Here is a 21593-nt window from a genome sequence, read left to right on the forward strand (position 1 = left end):
CCTTTCACCGCTTTCGGTTATTGGCCATTTTCCTGGCTGTTGTCATTATTGCCGTAGTCGACACGAACCACGACCTTTTCCGGTCGTTGCTCGCCATGCTGAACGATCACAGTCACGATACAACGATTCTCACGTGGCTTGACGGATAGGAGGCGTCCCTTGGTCGTCGACAGAACCTGATCCACCGCACTCGAGCAATCCTGAACATTGTAGGTGCTTTGAGTGATTTGACCCGCCATTGCGGAACCTGCAATCGAAATTCCCGCAAGTATCGTTAGGACCCTGATCATGCTTACACTATACCTCAACGAAGGCAAGGAAGCGACAGCAGTTCGCAACAAACCAAGTCTATTTGCGTCATCTTTCCAGCTGTGCGGCAGAAAGCACAGAGGCTAATATCGGTAGGCAGATATAGACTTTCATGATGAATTCATCGATGGAGATGCGGCGCAGCCTGCCGCCCTGTCAAAGATTGGGCGCGATCGCGCCATCGAGATCAATCCGTTCGTCCCTGGGAGAACGATGCTTACTCTGGAAACCTCCCGGCTCGTTCTCAGGCCTTGGCAGGATAGCGACCGCGCTCCTTTTGCAGCCGTAAACGCGGATGCGCAGGTTCGGCAATATTACTATCCGAGCCTGCTCACGGCTGCCGAGACAGATGAACTGATCGATGAAGCCAACGCGCAGTTGGCCAACGAAGGTTTCGGCTTCATGGCCGTCGAGCGGAAAGCCGATGGCGCACTGATTGGCGGCGCGGGTCTTTCACGCCCTGGTCCGGAAGTTCCGGGCGATTTTCCATTGGAGATCGGTTGGATTCTGGGGCGTGCATACTGGCGGCAGGGTTACGCGGCGGAAATCAGCCGGCGTTGCCTGGATTTCGCCTGGCAGGAACTGCAGGCTGATTGTGTGATCGGCTATACCTCGGCGATCAACATTCCTTCCCGCCGCGTGATGGAGAAAATTGGCATGATCTATGTCGAGGGCGGTGATTTCGATGACATCACCGTGCCGCCAGGCCATATTCTGCGACCGCACGTGCTCTATCGCATCGACCGTCCCAAGCAGAAAATCCATGAATGAACAGGAGTAAGCCGCTCCGAAAGCCTGCGGATCGGCCATCCCTATTCTTGCGTTCCCCGTCCTCTCACGCGAAATATTTGCCATGAGCATACCGACATCCCACCCCTTCGATTTTGATCCGACCTATGGCATGCAGCTTGCACAGTTGCAGGCGATAGAGACGCCGGAAGCCCCGGCGGGCTTCGACGATTTCTGGCAGCAGCGCTACAGGGCGGCTCTCGCCGTCGATCCGCAACCCAAGCTTCGCCACAGCAAGCTGCGCCACGACAATTGGCACGTCTTTGATATCAGCTACGCGTCGACAGGGTTATTTCAGATCAATGGCTGGCTGCTCATTCCCCGCAGCGGACAGGTGCGGCGCGGCCTCGTTGTCGGACACGGATATGGCGGAAGAGACCAACCGGAATTCGATTGGCCGGTAGAAGAAACGGCGATCCTTTTTCCCTGCTGCCGCGGGCTCTCCCTCAGCGCCAGCCCGAAAATCCCCTCGGATGCGTCGGGCCATGTCCTTTGCGGCATCGAAAGCCGCGATACCTATGTCATCGGCGGCTGCGTGGAAGACATTTGGCTCGCCGTCTCGACATTGGAGACCCTCTATCCCTGGCTTGCCGGCCATATCGGCTATAGCGGCATCAGTTTCGGTGGCGGCATCGGTGCCCTGGCAATTCCTTTCGATGCGCGGATCAGGCGCGGCCATCTCATCGTCCCGACTTTTGGCCACCGGCAGCTATGGCTGACACTGCCAACAGTCGGCAGCGCCCAATCGGTTCAGGCCTATCAGCAAAAGCACGGCACCGTTCTTGAGACACTGCGGTTCTTCGATGCTGCGATCGCCGCTCAGCGTATCACTGTGCCGATGCTTGTCGCACCCGCGCTTTTCGATCCCGCCGTCGCGCCACCCTGCCAGTTCTCTGTCGCAAATGCGCTGCAGAAATTTAACGAAATCTTCATTCTGGATGCCGGTCACTTCGATTATACTGGCGGCGAGCAGCAGAACGCAATTCTGCGAGACAAGGTCGGGCAATTCTTCAAGGTGCTATGAACCGCGAATACCTATGCTGGTACAGTCCTCGGCTGCATCGCGACATGGAGTTGCTGGTGTTCGGCCATGCCGGCGCCAAGGTATTGGTATTTCCCACCCGCGACGGTCGCTTCTGGGAATATGAGCAGGTCGGCATCGTCGCCAGCCTCGCGGACAAGCTGAATGCCGGACAGCTTCAGCTCTACTGCATCGAGGGACTGGCAACCGAAACCTTCTACGGTTTCCATCGCCATCCGGCCGAGCGCATTCGCAGACATAACGCTTTCGAGGAATATATTCTCAACGAAGTCCTGCCGCTGATGGCGCAGAAGAACGGGCACGAGTGCACCATTGTTCACGGCTGCAGCCTCGGCGCTTTCCAAGCCGCGAGTCTGGTTTTTCGCCACCCTCACCTCTTCCGCAAGCTGGTCGTCTTTTCCGGCCGTTACGACCTGACGACGAATGTCGAATCCTTCACGGATCTATTCGACGGTTATTACGACGACGATATCTATTTTCACACCCCGACGCATTTTCTGCCGAGACTTGCCTGCGAATGGCGGTTGGAGAGCCTGCGCCAGATCGACATCGTGATGGCGATCGGAGATGCCGATCCCTTCCTCGACAACAATCGGTATCTGAGCCACTTGCTAGCCGACAAGCGGATCGATCATCGGCTGCATGTATGGGATGGGCGCGCCCATCAGGCAGGCGCATGGCGGCGAATGGCGCCGCTCTACATCTAGCGAAAGCGCGTTTCCGGTCGCTCAAGCAAGCCCGACCGGGATCGGCCGTAGCACCTTGTGCGTGCCGTAATCACGCTCGTGAGATTTGCGATGCTGCCGTTCGGAGCTTGCGGAAAACTCGACAAGAATACGTTCCATCATGCCATCCGGATAAGTGCCGGTGTCCTCGGTTGCTACTTCCGATTGGGCAGTCACGATCTTCATATTCATTTATAGTCCTCCGGCTCTGCACGGAAACCCTTGATTCCAATATCTGTTCCATTAGTATCTCAACAATTGTTAAAAAATTAACTACGTTCGTTAATCAAATCAGTCCACAGATCCTAAAGCTTGAACGGGTGAGTGGATTGGAACATTCTCGCAATCGTGACGTTCAGTCTCTGATTTGATTAGGGGGATTGATGAACCGATCCAAATCGCCCTGGGCGTGGCTCCTCTCGTTGCCGGCGAAACTACAGACACCGATTTCGTTATAGCCAGCCGTCGAGGTCCGGAGGGACTTCGCGCGAGTTTGCAAGCCTTCGAGTAATCACTGTCTCATCGACGGTTAGATTGGAGCAGATCATGGCCCTCGTAATCACATCGATCATCCTCGCACTTATCGGTCTGGCGCTCGGCGGCGGTGGGCTGTGGCTTGCACTGCTCGGTGGAAGCCTTTTTTATCTTTTGGCCGGTCTTGCCTTCCTGGTAACCGCCATCCTGCTTTATACGCGGAAAGCCGCCGCGCTCTGGTTCTACGCGATCTTCGTGCTGGCAGCGCTTGGATGGGCGATATGGGAGGTCGGTTTCGACTGGTGGCAACTCGGCCCGCGCGGCGGGTTGATCATTCTGATCGGTCTGTGGCTATTGATACCATGGGTCCGGCGCCCGCTGGGCTTTCGCAGCCTGGACGGCGTTCACTACGGGGCCAATCCCTGGCCGCTCGCGATCCCCTTGATCATCGCCATCCTAGTAGCCGTCTATTCGATGACGACAGATCCACATGATCTCTCCGGTAATCTGCCAACGACAATGGCTGCGAATGCCCCGATGGGCGGCGATGTGCCGGATGGTGAATGGCATCAGTATGGCAGAACCTCCTTCGGCCAGCGTTACTCGCCCCTCGATCAGATCAATGCGCAGAATGTCGCGAACCTCAAAGAAGTCTGGCGCTATCAGACCGGCGATGTGAAGCGTCCCGACGACATTGGCGAGACGACCTATCAGGTCACGCCGCTGAAGATCGGCGACACGCTTTACATCTGCACACCCCATAGCCTGGCGATCGCCATCGGTGCGACGGACGGCAAGGAAAAATGGCGCTACGATGCCAATGCCGGCATGAACCCCAACCGACAGCATCAGACCTGCCGCGGCGTCTCCTATTACCATGACACGGCAGTTGCCGCGGGAGCGCCGTGTGCCGATCGCGTCTATCTGCCGACCTCGGATGCCAGGCTGATCGCGCTCGATGCCGCCAACGGCAAGGTTTGTCCGAGTTTTGCCAATCAGGGCACCCTGCATCTTGAAACCGGCATGAAATACAATCCGGCGGGCTATTATTATTCGACCTCGCCGCCCGTGATCGTCGCCGACAAGATCATTATTGGCGGCGCGGTAAACGATAACTATTCCACCCAGGAGCAATCCGGCGTCATCCGCGCCTTCGATGCCCGGACGGGCGCACTGCTCTGGAACTGGGATTCGGGCAATCCCGATCAGACGGCGCCGCTGCCTGCCGGGCAGACGTATACGACCAACTCACCGAATAGCTGGTCGGTTTCAAGCGCCGACGAAAAGCTCGGCATGGTTTATGTTCCGCTTGGCAACCAGACGCCCGACCAGCTTGGCATGGGCCGCAGCGCCAATGTCGAACGCTTCTCCTCCTCGGTTGTGGCGCTCGATATCAATACCGGCCAGCTCAAATGGGTGCAGCAATTCGTCCATCACGATCTCTGGGACATGGACGTGCCGGCCCAGCCCGTGCTCGTCGATCTGACCAAGGCCGACGGCAGCACGGTTCCTGCGCTGGTTGCCTCGACCAAGCAGGGCGATATCTACGTGCTCGACCGCCGTACCGGCGCGCCGATCATTCCCTTCAAGGAAATTCCGGCTCCCGCCGGCACCATTCCGGAAGATCACGCCTCACCGACACAGCCGATCTCCGATCTGACCTTCTCGCCGCCGCCCTTACAGGAAAAGGACATGTGGGGCGTTTCGCTGTTCGATCAGCTCGCCTGCCGTATCGCCTTCCATCAGCATCAATATGAAGGCCGCTACACGCCCCCGTCGCTGCGCGGCTCCATCATCTTCCCCGGCAATTTCGGCACCTTCAACTGGGGCAGCGTCGCCGTCGATCCCGAACGGCAGATCATGTTCGGCATGCCGACTTATCTCGCCTTCACCTCGAGACTCGTGCCGCGCGCCGAGATCCCGCCGAAGGGAGCCGGCGACAAGGGTAGCGAACAGGGGCTGAACCGAAACGAAGGTTCACCCTATGGCGTCTATATGGGGCCGTTCGTCAGCCCGCTCGGCATCCCCTGTCAAGCACCGCCTTGGGGCTATGTCGCCGGTGTCGATCTGAAGACCGGCAAGATCGCCTACAAGCATAAGAACGGCACCGTTCACGATATGACGCCGCTGCCCCTTCCCTTCAAGGTCGGCGTTCCCGGCATTGGCGGGCCGATCGTCACCAAGGGCGGAGTAGCATTCCTGGGGGCAGCCGTGGATGATTATCTCAGGGCATATGACGTGACGACCGGGAGACAACTCTGGCAGGCGCGTCTACCGGCGGGTGGCCAGGCAACGCCGATGACCTATACCGCCAGCGACGACAAGCAATATGTCGTCATGGTGGCCGGTGGTCACGGTTCTGTGGGAACAAAACCAGGCGACTATGTGATCGGCTATACGCTGCCATGAGTCGATGATGGAGCGGCGCTAAGCCGCTCCCTTCTGCCGTACCCGGCTTAGCTCTTCGAAGAGCGGAGGCCGCCCTCGGCACCATCGTCCTCGGCGTCCACGGGAGGCTCCCAGCCGAAAACGCTGCGGCCGCCATAGGAGAAGGAGCGGTCGAATTCGCCCGCTACGATCTCCTTGAGATCGGGGCCGGTGACATAGCGCTCCAGTATTCTCGATTGGTCATCCAGGCGCTTCAGCGCAGACAATTCTTCGTCGCGACCGAGACGCCCTTTCCTGACCGCCGATTTCATCACATTGATGGTCTCGTCATAGACCTTCAGCGGCACCGGAAAGGGATGCCGGTCCTTGCCGCCATGGGCGAGCGAGAAGCGCGCGGGATCGGAGAAGCGGCAAGGTGCGCCGTGAACGACTTCAGCGACCATCGCCAAAGCTTTTACAGTGCGTGCGCCGACGCCGGGCGTCAGAAGCAGATCCTCGAAATCCACCGGACCACGATCGGCAGCCGCAGCAAGATTTCCGTGCAGGCGCCGCATGTTCACATCTTCCTGACGCACGTCGTGATGTGCCGGCATGATAAGATATGGCAGCATCGGTTGCGCTTCTTGTTTGCCGATTGCTGGAACTTTCCCTTCCAGAGCGTTGAATTCGCGGACGATTTTATCCGGCCCCAGGGAAGCGAGCAAATCCAGCTGACCGTCGCGGGAGTGGCCGGCGCGTCGATCGGCGAGATTAATGATCTCGCCCTGCTCGCGCCCCTCGATGGCAGAGTGTGGCGAATCCAGGAAGTTCGTCAAACCCTCCGATAGCCAATGATACCGCCGCGCCTGCCGCCGTTCATCGTTCATGCCCTGCTGGATGACGACCCACTTGCCGTCATCGGCGACGATGAAACCATGCAGATAGAGATCGAAGCCATCCTGCACGGCCGCGCTATCCACCTTCGCGATCAGCCGGCTTTTCATGGCAAGGGACGCGCCGTCGAGGCCGACGCGATCGCCGATATGGATGAGCTCGTCCGGCGTCTTGCGCGACTGCGCACCGCGGCCGCCGCAAACGTGGATTCCGAGTTCGCCGGAAAGCGGCGTCAGACCGCGCTTCAAGGCACCGAGAACGCTTGTCGTGATCCCCGAGGAATGCCAGTCCATGCCCATGACGGCGCCGAAGGACTGGAACCAGAAGGGATTGGCGAGACGGCGAAACAGCTCGTCACGCCCATAATGCTGCACGATCGCTTCGGTAATGACAGCGCCCAGGCGCGTCATGCGATCGCCAAGCCAGCGCGGTACGCGTCCGCCATGCAGGGGAAGATCAGCTTTGCCGGCTCTCTGTGCCAAATCCACGACTCTCGTTCTTTACCGAGACATTGTAGTCCCGGCAGCGAAGATATGCCAATCGCAACGCTTAGCGATCATTGGAGGTGGTACTGTTGGATTGTGATGAGATTAGGCCAATACCGGTGCCGGTGCAAAATCCTGCATTGCCCCCGAAAAGGGCTTTGGCAATGGCGAGGCGTAGGAACTGCGCTTGCTGGTGGATAGTCCCAGAGACACCAAAGCTTCGGCCTGCTTGACCGCTGCGGCGACACCATCCACGACCGGGACGCCGTAAATCGACTGTAGTTCTCTTGCCAGATCGGTCATCCCGGCGCAGCCGAGGACGATGGCTTCTGCTCCGTCTTCGGCAAGCGCGCGCTCGATTTCCGCCCTCAGCTTTCCGATTGCACCCGAAGACGAATCTTCAAGCTCGAGCACAGGGATGTCGGAGGCGCGAACCTTTGCCCGCGCGCCCATGCCATAACGATGGACAAGATTGTCGATGAGGATGCGTGACCGCTCGAGCGTCGTCACCACGCTAAAGCGCTGTGCCAGGAAGCCGGCCGTCGCGACGGCCGCCTCGCAGAGACCGACGACCGGAACGTTGCAAAACATGCGTGCGGGCTCCAGGCCGGTGTCGTCGAAGCAGCAGATGATCGCGGCGTCATAACCTTCAGCCTGCCTCTCCTTCAGCTCGCGCAGCATGCCGGGCACGGCAATAGCTCCATCGTAATAGCCCTCGATCGAAGCCGGCCCCATCTGCGAGGTGGCGGCGATGATCTCGGTGCCGGGGCCTGCTACGGCACGCGCAGCGATGGCCGCCTTCTCCGTCATGGAAACGGTGGTGTTCGGATTGATGAGCAGCAGGCGCATGATCTCAACTTTTCTTGGCTTGACGGCGGCCGAGCATGGTCATGACCGCAAGCGCCAGCAGAATGATGGTGAAGGAAAAGAGCGTCGTCACCGTCCCGAGCGCATAGAGCACCGGCGTCGTGACGTTCGTCGTCATGCCGTAGATCTCGAGCGGCAGAGTGTTGTAGGTGCCCGATGTCATCAGGGTGCGAGCGAACTCGTCGTAAGACAGCGTGAAGCCGAAGAGGCCGACGCCGATCAGGCTCGGTGCGATCATCGGCAGCACGACATGACGGAAGGTTTGCCAGGAGCTGGCGCCAAGATCGCGAGCGGCCTCCTCATAGGCCGGCGAAAACCGGTTGAAGACTGCAAACATGATCAGCACGCCGAAAGGCAAGGTCCAGGTCAAATGCGCGCCGAAGGCAGAGGAATACCAGGCCGGCGCAATGCCGCCCTGCTGGAAGACGACGCCGATCCCGAGCGAGATGATGATGGATGGGACGACGAGGCTCGCAACCGTCGCATAGAACAGGAATGTCGATCCGCGGAACCGGCGGCGAAAGGCTAGCCCTGCCAGCAGCGACACAACGACGGTGACGATCATGACCATGACGCCAAGGATCAGCGAGCGCTGGAACGAGGCGCCGAAATCGCCGACCGCCTGCTTCTCAAAAAGATTGGCGAACCAATGCAGTGAGACGCCATTCAACGGGAAGGTCAAGCCGCCATCCGGCCCCTGGAAAGACAGGATGATGACCGCCGACAGTGGGCCATAGAGAAACAACACGAAGATCGTGAAGAAGATCGCGAGAACATAAAATTCCAGGCTGCGCTTTTCACGGTTCATCCTAGAGCTCCTTGCGGATATCGACGATACGCAGGATGGCGGCAACCATCAGCAGCACGACGATCAGCAGCACGACCGCATTGGCGGCTGCGGCCGGATATTGCAGCAGCGACATCTGGTTCTTCATCATCAGCGCGATGGATGCGCTTTGGCCGCCCGACATCACCTGCACGGTGGAAAAATCCGCCATGACGAGCGTGACGACGAAGATGCTGCCGATCGCCATTCCGGGCTTGGCAAGCGGGATCACCACATTCCACAACACCTGCCATCCGCTGGCGCCGGCATCGCGCGCGGCTTCAAACAGCGAACGGTCGATACGCATCAGCGTGTTGAAGATCGGAGTGACCATGAAGAGCGTATAGAGATGGACCATGGCGAGCACGACGGCGAAATCGGAATAGAGCAGCCATTCGATCGGCTGCGGGATGAGGCCCATCTCGATCAGCGTCGAATTGACCAGCCCGTTGCGCCCGAGAACGGGTATCCACGAGATCATGCGGATGATGTTGGATGTCATGAAGGGCACGGTGCAGACGAGGAAAAGGATCATCTGCGTCGAGGTGCGGCGAATATGGAAGGCAAGAAAATAGGCGACCCAGAAGCCGATGAAGAGCGTCAGCGCCCAGACAATTGCTGTGAATTTCAATGTGTTGAGGTAGGTTTTCCACGTAACCCACGAACCGAGCGTATCGGTATAATTCGTGGTCAGGAATGCCGGATAAAGGCCAGCGAAATCATAATCCCAGAAACTGACGACGCCGATCATGGCGATCGGTAACAGGAAGAAGAAGCCGAGAATGAGAAACAGCGGCGTTGCCTGCAGATAAGCAACGGTCCAGCCGGGCACGGCGAAGCCGCGTCGGGCCTTTTGAGTTTCCTGCTCCGCATCCGAGGAAGCGATTGTCGCCATAGTCCGGCTTCTCCATTGATAGGATCCTCCCCCCGTATCGGACGGGGAGAGGAAATGATCGATCGCAGCTTAGGCAGCGATGAATTCGTTCCAGCGACGAACCATGTAGCGGTCCTCGTCCATGACCGAGTTCCAGCAGGCAACCGCACCCATGCGGGTTTCGAAGGAACCGCCGTCGCGAACGGCGCCGGCCTTCTCCATGACCTTGCCTTCCGGAGAGAGGATATCGCCCTGCGCCGGCTTGCCCTCGATCCAGTAGCCCCATTCATCGGCCGACATGAAGTTCTTGGCCGTTTCCATGCAGGCGGAATAGTAGCCCTGGCGGTTGAGATAGCCGCCGACCCAGCCGGAGGTGTACCAGTTGATATATTCATAAGCCGCGTCGAGCTGCGCACCCTTGAGATGCGAGGCAAGGCCGAGACCGCCACCCCAGGCGCGATAGCCCTCCTTGAGCGGCTGGAAGGTGCAGGCAATGCCCTTGGAGCGGACGGCAGCAACCGCGGGCGACCACATGGACTGGATGACCACTTCGCCTGATGCCATCAGGTTGACGCTTTCGTCGAAGGACTTCCAGAAGGCACGGAACTGGCCATCGCCCTTGGTCTTGATCAGGAAGTCGATCGTCTTGTCGATTTCCGCCTTCGTCATGTTGCCCTTGTCGGCATATTTGATCTTGCCGGCGGCTTCCATGATCATCGCGGCATCCATGATGCCGATCGACGGGATGTTGAGGATCGCGGTCTTGCCCTTGAAGGCAGGATCGAGAATATCGGCCCAGCTGTTGATCGGACGGCCGGTGAGGTCCGGGCGGATGCCGAGCGTATCGGCGTTGTAGATGGTTGGAACCATCGTCATCCACTGCGTCGGCTCCTTGGCGAACTTCTTGGAGCCCTGTCCTTCGACGAAGCCGACGGTGTGCGGCGCCGTGCCCTGCGCAATGACGCTATCCGGCTTCAGCTTGCCGGTGATGAAGAGCGGCACGATCTTGTCGTAATATTTCAGCTTCTTGACGTCCATTGGCTGCAAGACGCCGGTCGGGAAGACCTTTTTGGCGATCCAGTATTCGATGTCGGCGATGTCATAGCTGTTCGGCTGCGTCACCGCACGCTGCGCGGCGGCATCGGAATCGGTCGCGGTCATCTCGAGCGTGATGCCGAGATCGGCCTTGCACTTCTCCGCAATGGCATTGATGTTCGAAACGCCGGTACCGAACTGGCGCAGCGTGATGTTCGATTGTGCCCAGATGGTCGGAAAACCGGTGATTACGCCGGAGCCGGCCATAGCGCCGAGAGCGGCAGCGCCGGTCTTCAGCAGCGAGCGGCGGGAAATGCCCTTCGTGGTCTTCTCAGTCCTGGTTTCAGTCGTCATGTCAGTTCCCCTTTTTTAATGCTTCGGATTTTCATGCGGATATACGGCCGAGAAGGATTGCATCCTTCTGAGCCCAACTCAGTGAGACAGCATCGCCAACGGTGAGCGATTTAGTCGCATCGTCGTCATTGCTTGCGATGACGGTGAAATCGTCGCTGCCAGCACCGATAACGGTGATCTTCAGCGTTGCGCCGCGATATTCGATATTGGAGACGACGCCGTTGAAGCCCAGCCCTTTGTCCGATGGCGGCGAAAGCCGGACGCGGTCGGTGCGGACCGCGATATCGACGGCTTCGCCGACGGCCCGACCTGACCCGTTTACCGAGAAGCCCTGCCCTTCAGGCACGGTCATGGTGATCAAGCCTTCTTCGCTCGACGTTACGCGGCCGGACAAGACATTATGATCACCCATGAAGCGGGCAACGAAGGCCGTTGCGGGGTGTTCGAACACCTCCCGCGGCGATCCTGCCTGCTCGATCCGGCCGTCATTCATGATGACCATGATATCGGCAAGCGCCATCGCCTCTTCCTGGCTATGCGTGACATGGACGAAAGTGATGCCGAGCGACTTCTGCAGCTTCTTCAGTTCTGCGCGCATGCGGATCTTCAGGAAGGGATCGAGCGCCGAAAGTGGCTCGTCGAGCAGCAACGCTTCCGGATCGGTGATCAGGGCGCGGGCAAGCGCGACACGCTGTTGCTGGCCGCCTGAAAGTTGGGCCGGACGGCGTGTGGCGTAGGCTTCCATCTGCATCAGCTTCAGCATTTCGAGCGCCTTTGCGCGGCGCTCTTCCTTGGCAACGCCCTTCATCTTCAGGCTGAAGGCGACATTGTCGATAAGATCCAGATGAGGAAACAGCGCATAGGACTGGAACATCATCGCCGTGCCGCGTTTGGCGGGCGGGAAATCGGTAACTACGGTATTGCCGAGCCTGATATCGCCGGAGGAAATCCCCTCGTGACCAGCAATCATGCGCAAGGTCGATGTCTTGCCGCAGCCGGAGGGGCCGAGGAAACAGCAATAGGAACCCGCCGGTATCTTCAGGCTGATCGCATGGACAGCCGTGGTCGTGCCGTAGACCTTCGAAACGGACACTATATCGATCTCTGCCGCTTTCGACATCATCTTCCCCTTTGGTTTGGGAAAGACACTGCATCAATCGTGCCAGTTTTGTCGGAGGTTGACTAACCGGCTGGAATTTCTGAATTTTTTCTCCGCAAAGAAATTTTGCCTTCTGATAGGCAATTAGGAATCTGCACAGGAAATAGGCTATTGTGCGCGATTTATGCAAAATATTGTATACATTTTATCGGCTTATTTGCATCAGATTTCGTTTAACTTCCGCGCGAAACCTGTCTATCATTGCAGCCAGTTACTCAGGCTACCGATCATGAACTCTTCAACAGATGCGCTTTTGACGCCCAGCGACGCCACCGATAGCGGCGCGCAACAAATCCGCGAGGCCATTCGCGACGCGATCGTGGAGCGGCGGCTCGCACCGGGCACGAAACTGTCCGAGAGCGATGTTGGCGCTCTCTTCAACGTCAGCCGGACACTGGCACGTGCTGCCCTGCAGGCTCTTTCCTATGAAGGGCTCGTCAGCGTCGAGAAAAACCGAGGCGCTTTCGTCGCCTATCCATCGCCAGAGGAAGCCCGACAGATATTCGCCGCGCGCCGCCTGGTCGAACCGGGGATAGTGCGATCGGCGGCCGAACACATCACCGCGGCCCAGCTCGCACAGCTCCGGCAGCTCCTCGTGGAAGAAGGCCGCCTTATGGGAGAGCGGGGTCAATCCGCGCGCCGGGCCGAGATCAAGGCCTCGGGCGACTTCCATCTGATGCTGGCGGCCATTTCCGGCAATCTCATCATGCAGCGCTTCATGGAGGAGCTTGTTGCTCGCTCCTCGCTGGTGATTGCACTTTATGGACAGTCAAGCGCCTCCAGTTGCGGCCATTCCGAGCATGGGGACATCATCACCGCGCTGGAGCGCAAGGATGTCGACACGGCCTGTCATCTCATGCTGCATCATATCGCGCATATCGAAGCCGATCTTGACCTACGTGAGCGCAAAAGCTTCGGCCTGAAAGAGGCTTTCGAGCGGTAGGACATCCGCTGCCCAGGCATTTCGCGCGCGACTGGTGGCCATCGATTCATGGAGAAAAAATTGAGCACGATCGAAACTCTCTTTACCCGGGCCAAACTTGCCGACGGTTCCATCAAGGACATCGGCGTCACGGGCGGGCGGATCGTGTCGATGACCGAGACTGGAGCACCGATTTCTGCCTTCCAGCTCATCGACCTTGAAGGTGCCCTCGTCGTGCCGAGCTTCGTCGAAGGGCATATTCATCTCGACACCAGTTTTTACGGTGATGCCTGGATACCGCACAAGCCGTGCGCCAACGGCTTCGACGTCCACGAACGTGTTGCCTTCCAGGCGCAAAACATGGCGCAGGCCGCGCCGATGGACGAAAGGGCCAGAAACCAGCTCGAACTCTGCATTGCCAACGGCAGCACGCATATGCGCAGTCATGTCATGGTGGACGGTTCCGTTGGACTGAAATCGCTGGAGACCGTGCTTGCCGTGCGCGAAGAATACCGCGACCTGATCGACATCCAGCTCGTTGCCTTTCCGCAAAGCGGCATTCTGAAGAGCCCCGGCACGCCGAAGCTCTTGGACGAGGCGATCGCCTTGGGAGCTGACCTTGTGGGCGGGCTCGATCCGGCAAGCTTTGACCGCGATGTCGAAAAACATCTCGATGTGGTTTTCGGCGTCGCCGAGAAGCATGGCGTCGATGTGGACATCCATCTTCATGACGGCGGCACGCTCGGCCTCTTCACCATCGAGCAAATCTGCGCCCGCACGCGTAAGCTTTACATGGGCGGGCACGTCGCGATCAGCCACGCCTACGGACTTGGCGATCTCTCGATCGAAGCGGCCAAGCGCGCTGCGGCCCTGATCGCCGAGAGCGGTGTCTCCATCATGACCAACGCACCCGGCGCCCATACCTTCCCGCCCGTCGCCCTGCTTCGGGCTGCCGGCGTCACTGTTTTCAGTGGCAGTGACAATATTCGCGACTCCTGGTGGCCGTATGGCGACGGCGACATGCTGGGTCGCGCCATGATGATCGGCTATCGGTCCGGCTTCTATACCGACGAAGAATTGAAGGTTGCCTTCGATGTCGTGACGGAAAGCGGCGCCAAGGCCCTGCTCCTGGAGGGTTATGGCTTGAAGATCGGCGCCAAAGCCGACTTCGTTACCTTGAAGGCGGAGCATATTCCCGAGGCGGTCGTCGCGGTGCCGAAAGGACGCGCGGTCTACAAGGCGGGCAAACTCGTCGCCAAAGATGGGACCGTCCTGCGGCGCTGATCAGGCACCAGGACTACGAATCGGTGAGCCTGCTAGAGCAACTCCAGGAAAAGTGTGCAGCGATTTTCCGTCCGGAATTGCGTGAAAACAAAGAGTTAGAGCGGTTCAGGTATTCCGTGAAAACCCGAACCGCTCTAGCGCTTTAGCTCTCTCTCGAATTTCTCGATCTGCTGCAGAACCCATGGGTCGTCGGCGGAATGTTGGATCGTTTCCTGTTCCGGCCGCCGTCTGCGGCGTATCCAATCGATGAAGGCGCGAAGCAATCGCATGTGGGTATCCGAGTTTTTCAGTATCTGCGAGGCCCGGCAGCCAGGCTCGAAAACCAATAGAAGCCGGGCCTCGACGACCGCAAGGCGTTGCGGTGATTGCCTTTTTGCCCGTGGGAAAATGAACGCTGGCTGAATATATTGCACGGCACGATAGTTTCCTCGCATCTTTGCAGCCACTAGGAGAGAGCCTGGAAACCAATCTCATTTCACGAATGAAGAGCTTTTTTACTTGAGCGTACCGCTATCGGCAAAACTGACCTAGCCGGGAGAGAAGACGACCGTTAGACAATGCCGCGTCGCTTCCGATTTCCCCGGAGCGGCACAAGCTTAGCCTCGCCTGTGCGGGGCTTTTTTCTTTTCGGCCTATGCTTTGCTGCGCCGCGGCTCGCCGCCCGGTGCATAAATCGTGTCCTGCTCGAAAGGAAATACCGAGCCGCACCGGCAGCGCACCATATGCTTGCGCGGATCGGTCGATGGCCGTTCCGTGGAAAAGCCGCGCGGCATCTCGTCTATCTTGAAATCGCGGCTCGTCGCCCGCCGATCGTCAGTTTCGGACACTTCGGCGAAGCCGGTATGGTCGCATTTCGCGCATTCCAGCTTCCGTGAATATCGATCTCTTGCGGCCATTCTCTTCCAGCCCGGGACTCACAACACGTTCCTTCTATCAGTGCTGCCGGTGCTCTTGAAGGCCGCAAACAACCTTCGTTACCGCTCGCTTTCCGTCCTTAAAAATTTGAGGGCTGGAAAAATGACCGTGCCAAGAAAAAGATATTGACCTGATGGCAGATGTCAGACCAATTTACTGTCCCATGACAAAACCCATGCTTACCCCTCTTCCTTCCATCGACCGGACGCAGCAAGTCATCGAGGCGCTGTCGACCTTCATCGAATCGTCCAAGCTGCAGGCAGGCGACCGGCTTCCGACCGAGCGCGAGTTGATGACCGCGCTTTCCGTGGGGCGCTCCACCATTCGCGAGGTGATCACCTATTTCCAGGCGCTCGGCGTCATGGAGACGCGCAAAGGCAGCGGCACCTATTTGCTGAAGCCGGTTTCGAAGGCGACGATCCATATGCCGCTTTCCTTCAACCCGTCACATCTGCGCGATGCGCTGCTGCAGACGCTGGAGGTCCGCCGCGGCATTGAATGCGAGGCCGGCATGGTGGCTGCGAGAAAGCGCACCGACGAAGACCTCGTCATCATCGAAGAGAAACTCAACGAGATGGAGCGCGTCCATATGGCCAAGGGCACATCCGGGCCTGAGGATCTTGCCTTCCATCTTGCCGTCTATGACGCCACGCATAACCCGCTGTTCCGGCAGCTTCTCGAACAGATGAGAGAAACCTTCGAGCGCTTCTGGGAGCATCCTTTCGATCGGCAGGATTTTGCTCGCCGCTCCTTTCCCTATCACCGCACGCTGTTCAACGCGATCGTCGACCAAGATCCCGAGGCAGCGCGCGCCGAAACATTGAAAATTCTCGACGTGGTCGAGGAAGACATCAAGGAAATGTCCAAATGACTGACGGGTTAGAGCCGTTCGAACTTGCCTCCCTCATCACCGCTCATGATGACGGCAACTTCGCCGATGCCGTGGTGCCGCCGATCTTCCAGACCTCGCTTTTTACCTTCTCCAGCTATGACGAGATGATCGCCTCCTATCGCGGCGAAAAGGTGCGGCCTACCTATACGCGCGGCCTCAATCCGACGGTGCGCCTGTTCGAGGAGATGCTGGCAAAACTCGAAGGCGCAGAAGATGCGCTCGGTTTTGCCAGCGGCATGGCCGCGATATCGTCGGCTGTTTTAAGCTTTGTCGAACCGGGCGACCGTATCGTTGCGGTCAAGCATGTCTATCCCGATGCCTTCCGTCTCTTCGGCACGGTTCTGAAACGCATGAAGGTCGAGGTGACCTATGTCGACGGCCGCGATGAGGAAGCCGTCTCCAAGGCGCTTCCCGGCGCAAAGGTCTTCTACATGGAAAGCCCGACGAGCTGGGTCATGGAAGCGCATGATGTCGGTGCGCTTGCCGCACTCGCCAAGCAGCACGGCGTCGTCTCGATGATCGACAATAGCTGGGCAACGCCTTACTTCCAGCAGCCGCTGAAGCTCGGCGTCGATCTCGTCATCCATTCCGCCTCGAAATATCTCGGTGGGCACAGCGACGTGGTCGCCGGCGTCGTTGCCGGGTCGAAGGAGATGATCGCGCGGCTGAAGGCAGAAGCCTATCCTTACCTCGGCGGCAAGCTCTCACCCTTTGACGCATGGCTCCTGATCCGCGGGCTTCGCACGCTGCCGATCCGCATGAAGGCACACGAGGCAGCGGCCTTGACGATCGCCAAGCGGCTGCAGGAGCTCGATGTCGTCGAACAGGTCTGCCATCCGGGTCTCGCCAATCGGTTGCCGGCCGGCTTGAACGGCACCTCAGGCCTGTTTTCATTCATCTTCCGCGAAGGCGTCGACGTGCGTGCGTTCGTGGATCGCCTCAAGCTCTTCAAGCTGGGTGTGAGCTGGGGCGGACATGAGAGTCTGATCGTGCCGGGCGAAGTCGTGCTGCAGCAGAAGGCGCAGCCGAATTCGGCGCATACTTTTGGCATCAATCCGCGCTCCGTACGTCTCCATGTCGGCCTCGAAGGAACCGAGGCCCTGTGGAAGGAACTCGAGGAGGCAATCGCCGCCGCCTCGTGACATCGTCAATCTGAGAGGAAAATCCAAAAAGGGGAACCAACATGAAAAGACTGATAACGGCAGCACTCTTTACCGCTTTGATGGGCGGCACCGCTTTTGCCGATACGACTCTGAAGCTCGTGGAAGTCATCACCAGCCCGGAGCGCACCGAGACGCTCAAGTCGATCGTCGCAAAGTTCGAAGCCGCGAACCCAGGCACCAAGGTCGACATCATCTCCCTGCCCTGGAACGAGGCCTTCCAGAAATTTGCCACCATGGTCTCTGCCGGCGATACGCCCGACGTGATGGAAATGCCGGACACCTGGCTCTCGCTCTATGGCAATAATGGCATGCTCGAAAGCCTCGAGCCATACCTCGCCAAGTGGGAGCATACGAGCGAACTGACGCCTCGAGCGCTTCAGCTCGGCCGGGATGTCAAGAACACCGCCTATATGCTGCCCTACGGCTTCTATCTGCGCGCCATGTTCTACAACAAGAAGATCCTGAAGGACGCCGGCGTCGCCGAGCCGCCAAAGACGATGGACGAATTCGTCAAGGCATCCGAGGCGATCTCCAAGCTGCCCGGTAAGTACGGCTATTGCATGCGCGGCGGTCCGGGCGGTCTCAACGGCTGGATGATCTTTGCCGCTTCCATGGCCGGCGACAACAAGTACTTCAAGGATGACGGCACATCGACGATGAACAGCCCCGGCTGGGCCAAGGGCATCGAGTGGATGGTCGATCTCTACAAGAAGGGCTATGCGCCGAAGGATAGCGTCAACTGGGGCTTCAACGAAGTCGTCGCCGGCTTTTACTCCGGCACCTGCGCCTTCCTCGACCAGGACCCGGACGCTTTGATTGCCGTCGCCGAACGCATGAAAAAGGATGATTTCGGCGTCGCACCGCTGCCGAAGGGGCCGGATGGCAAGTCCTTCCCGACCATCGGTTATGCCGGCTGGTCGATGTTCGCGACAAGCCAGAACAAGGATCTGTCCTGGAAGCTGATCGCGACCCTTGAAGGTAAGGAAGGCAACCTGGAATGGAACAAGAAGATCGGCGCCTTGCCGGCCTATACGGCCGCGGAAAAGGACCCTTTCTATGCCGGCGATCAGTTCAAGGGCTGGTTCCAGGAACTGGCCGACAAGGACACCGTTCCCACCGTCATGCCGACCTATCTTGAGGAATTCGCCTTCTTCAAGGATTCCCTCGCCATCAAGACCTCGCAGCAGGCATTGCTCGGCGATATCTCGGCGAAGGATCTGGCCGACCAATGGGCCGATTATCTGACCAAGGCCCAGCAGAAATTCCTGGCCAAGAAATAGAACGTACATGCGGCGGCGGAGCGATCCGCCGCCATCTCTGCCCAATTGAAACAGACGGCGTTCGAACGCCGCGAATGGGAACTCTTGCAGATGACTTCGATCACCGACACGCTCGAGAGGCGCCACGACCGCAGGCCGTGGCTAAAGCGCCTCGCCGACGCCTCGGAGCCCTATCTCTACAGCGCCCCTGCCCTCATCCTCATCATCGCCGTGATGCTGGTGCCGCTGGCAATCGGCATATCCTACGCCTTTCGCGATATTCAACTGCTCAATCCGTTTTCCGGCGGCTTCATCGGCCTGGAACACTTTCGCGAGCTCTCCAAGGATAAGGCCTTCTACTGGGCACTGAAGAATACACTTTGGTGGACCGGTGCCTCCGTGGTGCTGCAGTTCATCTTCGGGCTGATCCTGGCACTTCTGTTGGACAAACCGTTTTTCGGCAGATCGATCGTTCAGGCGCTGGTATTCCTGCCCTGGGCCGTTCCTTCTTTCCTCGCCGGCCTCAACTGGTCCTGGCTGTTCAACCCGGTCATCGGACCGATCCCGCATTGGCTCTATGCTATGGGCCTGATGAGCGAGCCGGGCAATATTCTCTCCGATCCGAACTACGCGATGTGGGGGCCGATTGTCGCCAATGTCTGGTGGGGTATTCCTTTTTTCGCGATCACGCTCCTGGCAGCCCTTCAGGCGATCCCGCGCGATCTTTATGAGGCGGCTTCGATCGACGGCGCCGGCTGGTTCGAGCGCTTTCGTTCGATCACGCTTCCTTTCCTGGCGCCGACCATCGCCATCACGATCCTCCTACGAACGGTCTGGATCTCCAATTTCGCCGATCTGATCGTCGTTATGACCGGAGGCGGGCCGGCGGACCGCACGCAGATCGTCGCGAGCTATATCTTCACGCAAGCCTTCAAGCGGCTGGATTTCGGCTATGCCTCGGCCATTGCCCTGGTGCTGCTGGTCCTCCTGCTTGCCTATTCCATGCTGATCATCCTGCTGCGGCAGACCCTGCTGAACAAGGATTGAGCCATGAGACGATCCGTCCTTCCCACCATCGCCCATCGTCTGGCCATTCTTTGCTACGTGGTCTTCGCGCTCTTCCCGCTTTTCTGGCTGTTGAAGGTCTCGGTGACGCCGAATGATCTGCTCTATACCGAGGGTGTACGCATGTGGCCGTCGCGCACGACCTGGGAACACTATGCCTTCGTGCTGCAGCACAGTGACTTTCCGACCTTCTTCAAGAACAGCCTGATCGTCTCTGCCTCGACGGCGATCATGGTGACCATCTGTGCGTCGCTCTCCGGTTATGCGCTCTCGCGCTTCAATTTCCGCGCCAAATACTGGATCGTGGCGCTGATGCTGCTGACGCAGATGTTTCCACTGGTCATGCTGGTGGCGCCGATCTTCAAGATCCTAACGCCGCTGCACCTGACCAACAGCCTGACCGGCCTTGTCATCGTCTACACGGCCTTCAACGTGCCTTTCGCCACCTTCCTGATGCAATCCTTCTTCGATGGCATTCCGAAGGATCTGGAGGAGGCTGCCATGATCGACGGCGCGACGCAGTTCACCGCCTTCCGGCAGATCATCCTGCCGCTGACCTTACCCGGCATTGCCGCAACGCTCGGCTTTGTCTTCACCGCCGCATGGAGCGAGCTGCTTTTCGCGCTGATGCTCATCAACGGCAATCAAGCCGCGACATTCCCGGTCGGGCTTCTCACCTTCGTCTCGAAATTCTCGGTGGATTTCGGGCAGATGATGGCGGCGGGCGTCATGGCGCTCATTCCGGCCGCGCTCTTCTTCCTGCTTATCCAACGCTATCTCGTGCAAGGCCTGACGGCCGGCGCGGTCAAGGGTTAGTCATATGGCATCGATCGATATTCAGAACGTCAAGAAAGCCTACGGCCACGTGCAGGTGCTGCATGACATCGATCTCAGGATCAAGGATGGGGAGTTTGTCGTTCTTGTCGGCCCCTCGGGATGCGGCAAGTCCACCCTGCTTCGCATGATCGCCGGCCTTGAGGACATCAGCGGCGGCGAAATCCGCATTGCCGACAATCGTGTCAACGAGCTGCATCCGAAGGACCGCGACATAGCCATGGTCTTTCAGTCCTATGCGCTCTACCCGCATATGAATGTCGCCGGCAATATGAGCTACAGCCTGCGGCTGCGGAAGGTGGCCAAGGATGGCATTGCCAAGGCTGTCGCCAGTGCGGCATCCAAGCTCGGCCTCGATCCGCTGCTGGAGCGCCGTCCGAAGGCGCTTTCCGGTGGCCAACGCCAGCGCGTCGCCATGGGCCGCGCGATCGTGCGCCAGCCGAAAGCCTTCCTCTTCGACGAGCCGCTGTCGAATCTCGACGCCCGCTTGCGTGAGCAGATGCGAGCGGAAATCAAGAAGTTGCATGGCGATCTTAAAGCGACCTCGATCTATGTGACTCACGATCAGATCGAGGCGATGACGCTGGCGGACCGCATCGTTGCCATGCATGGCGGGGTGGTTCAGCAGGTCGGCAGCCCGCTCGAACTCTACGACCGCCCCGCCAATCTCTTCGTGGCCGGCTTCATTGGTTCGCCCGGCATGAACTTTCTCGATGCGACTTACGAGGGCAATGCCGTCAAGCTCAGGGATGGCACGCTCGTTTCGCTTCCGGCGCCGCTTAAATTAGTAACCGCTGCGAAGATCACGCTCGGCATTCGGCCTGAGCATGTCGTGTTATCGTCCAACCCGTCCGACATGACGGCCAATGTTGAACTCATCGAACCCACCGGCTTCGGCATCATCCTGCATCTTTCGCTGCACGGCCTCCCGTTCAAGGTATTCACCCTGGATCGCACCGCCCTGAGCACGGGAACGCAAGTGAACGTCTCCTTCCCGGCGCAGCATCTGCATGTCTTCGATGAGGATGGAAAAAGGGCGGCTTGACGGCCGCCCTGTCT

Annotated in this window: 22 protein-coding genes; 12 read left to right on the forward strand and 10 right to left on the reverse strand. The window is 58.8% G+C overall.

Translation table 11 applies throughout. The annotated features are described in order from the left end of the window. Positions 1–17: 17 nt before the first annotated feature. On the reverse strand, positions 18–239 hold the full coding sequence (locus JJQ51_RS28260; RefSeq protein WP_113332647.1) for a hypothetical protein: 222 nt from the start codon (positions 237–239) through the stop codon (positions 18–20). A gap of 283 nt (positions 240–522) precedes the next feature. On the opposite strand from JJQ51_RS28260, the gene JJQ51_RS28265 reads away from it, so the two are divergent. From JJQ51_RS28265 to JJQ51_RS28275, 3 genes are all read left to right on the forward strand, one after another. Continuing rightward, positions 523–1080, forward strand: coding sequence for a GNAT family N-acetyltransferase (locus JJQ51_RS28265; RefSeq protein ID WP_113351173.1), 558 nt, complete (start codon positions 523–525; stop codon positions 1078–1080). Between the two features lie 82 nt (positions 1081–1162). Then, on the forward strand, positions 1163–2122 hold the full coding sequence (locus JJQ51_RS28270) for an acetylxylan esterase (protein WP_113351172.1): 960 nt from the start codon (positions 1163–1165) through the stop codon (positions 2120–2122). Next, positions 2119–2847, forward strand: a complete 729-nt coding sequence (locus JJQ51_RS28275; RefSeq protein WP_113351171.1) for an esterase family protein — start codon at positions 2119–2121, stop codon at positions 2845–2847. Before JJQ51_RS28270 ends, JJQ51_RS28275 begins: the two co-directional genes overlap by 4 nt. Before the next feature lie 21 nt (positions 2848–2868). Here JJQ51_RS28275 and JJQ51_RS28280 read toward each other — a convergent pair whose 3' ends face one another. Beyond that, positions 2869–3057: a hypothetical protein gene (locus JJQ51_RS28280; RefSeq protein ID WP_113332651.1), complete on the reverse strand. Its 189-nt coding sequence runs from the start codon at positions 3055–3057 to the stop codon at positions 2869–2871. A 354-nt stretch (positions 3058–3411) separates the two neighbouring features. Here JJQ51_RS28280 and JJQ51_RS28285 point away from each other — a divergent pair, with 354 nt between their 5' ends. After that, complete coding sequence (locus tag JJQ51_RS28285) at positions 3412–5748, forward strand: glucose/quinate/shikimate family membrane-bound PQQ-dependent dehydrogenase (RefSeq protein WP_113351170.1); 2337 nt, start codon at positions 3412–3414, stop codon at positions 5746–5748. A 47-nt stretch (positions 5749–5795) separates the two neighbouring features. Here the strand turns inward: JJQ51_RS28285 and JJQ51_RS28290 are convergent, their stop codons facing one another. From JJQ51_RS28290 to JJQ51_RS28315, 6 genes are all read right to left on the reverse strand, one after another. Further along, on the reverse strand, positions 5796–7082 hold the full coding sequence (locus JJQ51_RS28290; RefSeq protein ID WP_113351204.1) for a DUF763 domain-containing protein: 1287 nt from the start codon (positions 7080–7082) through the stop codon (positions 5796–5798). Positions 7083–7190: 108 nt separating this feature from the next. Continuing rightward, complete coding sequence (locus JJQ51_RS28295; RefSeq protein ID WP_145317753.1) at positions 7191–7934, reverse strand: aspartate/glutamate racemase family protein; 744 nt, start codon at positions 7932–7934, stop codon at positions 7191–7193. 4 nt (positions 7935–7938) lie between these two features. After that, a complete protein-coding gene (locus JJQ51_RS28300) occupies positions 7939–8760 on the reverse strand; it encodes an ABC transporter permease (protein WP_069615545.1) in 822 nt (273 codons plus the stop codon). Between the two features lies 1 nt (position 8761). Beyond that, entirely contained in the window at positions 8762–9673 is a 912-nt protein-coding gene (locus tag JJQ51_RS28305) for an ABC transporter permease (protein WP_113332656.1), read from the reverse strand. Between the two features lie 69 nt (positions 9674–9742). Further along, on the reverse strand, positions 9743–11041 hold the full coding sequence (locus JJQ51_RS28310; protein ID WP_113332657.1) for an ABC transporter substrate-binding protein: 1299 nt from the start codon (positions 11039–11041) through the stop codon (positions 9743–9745). A 31-nt stretch (positions 11042–11072) separates the two neighbouring features. Then, entirely contained in the window at positions 11073–12161 is a 1089-nt protein-coding gene (locus JJQ51_RS28315) for an ABC transporter ATP-binding protein (protein ID WP_113351167.1), read from the reverse strand. A 268-nt stretch (positions 12162–12429) separates the two neighbouring features. Between JJQ51_RS28315 and JJQ51_RS28320 the strand changes: the two genes are divergently transcribed. Beyond that, complete coding sequence (locus JJQ51_RS28320) at positions 12430–13143, forward strand: GntR family transcriptional regulator (RefSeq protein WP_113351203.1); 714 nt, start codon at positions 12430–12432, stop codon at positions 13141–13143. A gap of 60 nt (positions 13144–13203) precedes the next feature. Beyond that, complete coding sequence (locus JJQ51_RS28325; RefSeq protein WP_233788769.1) at positions 13204–14406, forward strand: amidohydrolase family protein; 1203 nt, start codon at positions 13204–13206, stop codon at positions 14404–14406. A 134-nt stretch (positions 14407–14540) separates the two neighbouring features. On the opposite strand, the gene JJQ51_RS28330 is transcribed toward JJQ51_RS28325, so the two are convergent. Continuing rightward, positions 14541–14675, reverse strand: a complete 135-nt coding sequence (locus JJQ51_RS28330; RefSeq protein WP_257714007.1) for a hypothetical protein — start codon at positions 14673–14675, stop codon at positions 14541–14543. A gap of 363 nt (positions 14676–15038) precedes the next feature. After that, a complete protein-coding gene (locus JJQ51_RS28335) occupies positions 15039–15302 on the reverse strand; it encodes a hypothetical protein (RefSeq protein ID WP_113351164.1) in 264 nt (87 codons plus the stop codon). 194 nt (positions 15303–15496) lie between these two features. On the opposite strand from JJQ51_RS28335, the gene JJQ51_RS28340 reads away from it, so the two are divergent. The 6 genes from JJQ51_RS28340 to JJQ51_RS28365 all read left to right on the forward strand — a co-directional run bounded on the left by JJQ51_RS28340 (position 15497) and on the right by JJQ51_RS28365 (position 21579). Further along, positions 15497–16192, forward strand: coding sequence for a FadR/GntR family transcriptional regulator (locus tag JJQ51_RS28340; protein ID WP_113351163.1), 696 nt, complete (start codon positions 15497–15499; stop codon positions 16190–16192). Then, positions 16189–17355, forward strand: coding sequence for a PLP-dependent transferase (locus tag JJQ51_RS28345; protein ID WP_113351162.1), 1167 nt, complete (start codon positions 16189–16191; stop codon positions 17353–17355). The genes JJQ51_RS28340 and JJQ51_RS28345 overlap by 4 nt, the downstream gene beginning before the upstream one ends. Positions 17356–17396: 41 nt before the next feature. Next, positions 17397–18656, forward strand: coding sequence for an ABC transporter substrate-binding protein (locus JJQ51_RS28350; protein ID WP_113332662.1), 1260 nt, complete (start codon positions 17397–17399; stop codon positions 18654–18656). A 90-nt stretch (positions 18657–18746) separates the two neighbouring features. Then, positions 18747–19682, forward strand: a complete 936-nt coding sequence (locus tag JJQ51_RS28355) for a carbohydrate ABC transporter permease (protein ID WP_113351202.1) — start codon at positions 18747–18749, stop codon at positions 19680–19682. 3 nt (positions 19683–19685) lie between these two features. Beyond that, the gene (locus tag JJQ51_RS28360) at positions 19686–20516 is read left to right on the forward strand and encodes a carbohydrate ABC transporter permease (RefSeq protein WP_113351161.1); all 831 of its coding nucleotides are present in this window, start codon (positions 19686–19688) and stop codon (positions 20514–20516) included. Positions 20517–20520: 4 nt separating this feature from the next. Beyond that, positions 20521–21579 carry an ABC transporter ATP-binding protein gene (locus tag JJQ51_RS28365; RefSeq protein WP_113351160.1) on the forward strand — a complete coding sequence of 353 codons (1059 nt, stop codon included), beginning with the start codon at positions 20521–20523 and terminating at the stop codon, positions 21577–21579. Positions 21580–21593 lie beyond the last annotated feature (14 nt).

Source organism: Rhizobium sp. AG207R, from assembly GCF_027109195.1.
GTDB lineage: Bacteria > Pseudomonadota > Alphaproteobacteria > Rhizobiales > Rhizobiaceae > Rhizobium > Rhizobium dioscoreae.

Coding starts and splice junctions, on each gene's coding strand:
- JJQ51_RS28260 (WP_113332647.1), bottom strand. CDS start 239: ATGGCGGGTCAAATCACTCAAAGCACCTACAATGTTCAGGATTGCTCG.
- JJQ51_RS28265 (WP_113351173.1), top strand. CDS start 523: ATGCTTACTCTGGAAACCTCCCGGCTCGTTCTCAGGCCTTGGCAGGAT.
- JJQ51_RS28270 (WP_113351172.1), top strand. CDS start 1,163: ATGAGCATACCGACATCCCACCCCTTCGATTTTGATCCGACCTATGGC.
- JJQ51_RS28275 (WP_113351171.1), top strand. CDS start 2,119: ATGAACCGCGAATACCTATGCTGGTACAGTCCTCGGCTGCATCGCGAC.
- JJQ51_RS28280 (WP_113332651.1), bottom strand. CDS start 3,057: ATGAATATGAAGATCGTGACTGCCCAATCGGAAGTAGCAACCGAGGAC.
- JJQ51_RS28285 (WP_113351170.1), top strand. CDS start 3,412: ATGGCCCTCGTAATCACATCGATCATCCTCGCACTTATCGGTCTGGCG.
- JJQ51_RS28295 (WP_145317753.1), bottom strand. CDS start 7,934: ATGCGCCTGCTGCTCATCAATCCGAACACCACCGTTTCCATGACGGAG.
- JJQ51_RS28300 (WP_069615545.1), bottom strand. CDS start 8,760: ATGAACCGTGAAAAGCGCAGCCTGGAATTTTATGTTCTCGCGATCTTC.
- JJQ51_RS28305 (WP_113332656.1), bottom strand. CDS start 9,673: ATGGCGACAATCGCTTCCTCGGATGCGGAGCAGGAAACTCAAAAGGCC.
- JJQ51_RS28310 (WP_113332657.1), bottom strand. CDS start 11,041: ATGACGACTGAAACCAGGACTGAGAAGACCACGAAGGGCATTTCCCGC.
- JJQ51_RS28315 (WP_113351167.1), bottom strand. CDS start 12,161: ATGTCGAAAGCGGCAGAGATCGATATAGTGTCCGTTTCGAAGGTCTAC.
- JJQ51_RS28320 (WP_113351203.1), top strand. CDS start 12,430: ATGAACTCTTCAACAGATGCGCTTTTGACGCCCAGCGACGCCACCGAT.
- JJQ51_RS28330 (WP_257714007.1), bottom strand. CDS start 14,675: ATGCGATTGCTTCGCGCCTTCATCGATTGGATACGCCGCAGACGGCGG.
- JJQ51_RS28335 (WP_113351164.1), bottom strand. CDS start 15,302: ATGGCCGCAAGAGATCGATATTCACGGAAGCTGGAATGCGCGAAATGC.
- JJQ51_RS28340 (WP_113351163.1), top strand. CDS start 15,497: ATGCTTACCCCTCTTCCTTCCATCGACCGGACGCAGCAAGTCATCGAG.
- JJQ51_RS28345 (WP_113351162.1), top strand. CDS start 16,189: ATGACTGACGGGTTAGAGCCGTTCGAACTTGCCTCCCTCATCACCGCT.
- JJQ51_RS28350 (WP_113332662.1), top strand. CDS start 17,397: ATGAAAAGACTGATAACGGCAGCACTCTTTACCGCTTTGATGGGCGGC.
- JJQ51_RS28355 (WP_113351202.1), top strand. CDS start 18,747: ATGACTTCGATCACCGACACGCTCGAGAGGCGCCACGACCGCAGGCCG.
- JJQ51_RS28360 (WP_113351161.1), top strand. CDS start 19,686: ATGAGACGATCCGTCCTTCCCACCATCGCCCATCGTCTGGCCATTCTT.
- JJQ51_RS28365 (WP_113351160.1), top strand. CDS start 20,521: ATGGCATCGATCGATATTCAGAACGTCAAGAAAGCCTACGGCCACGTG.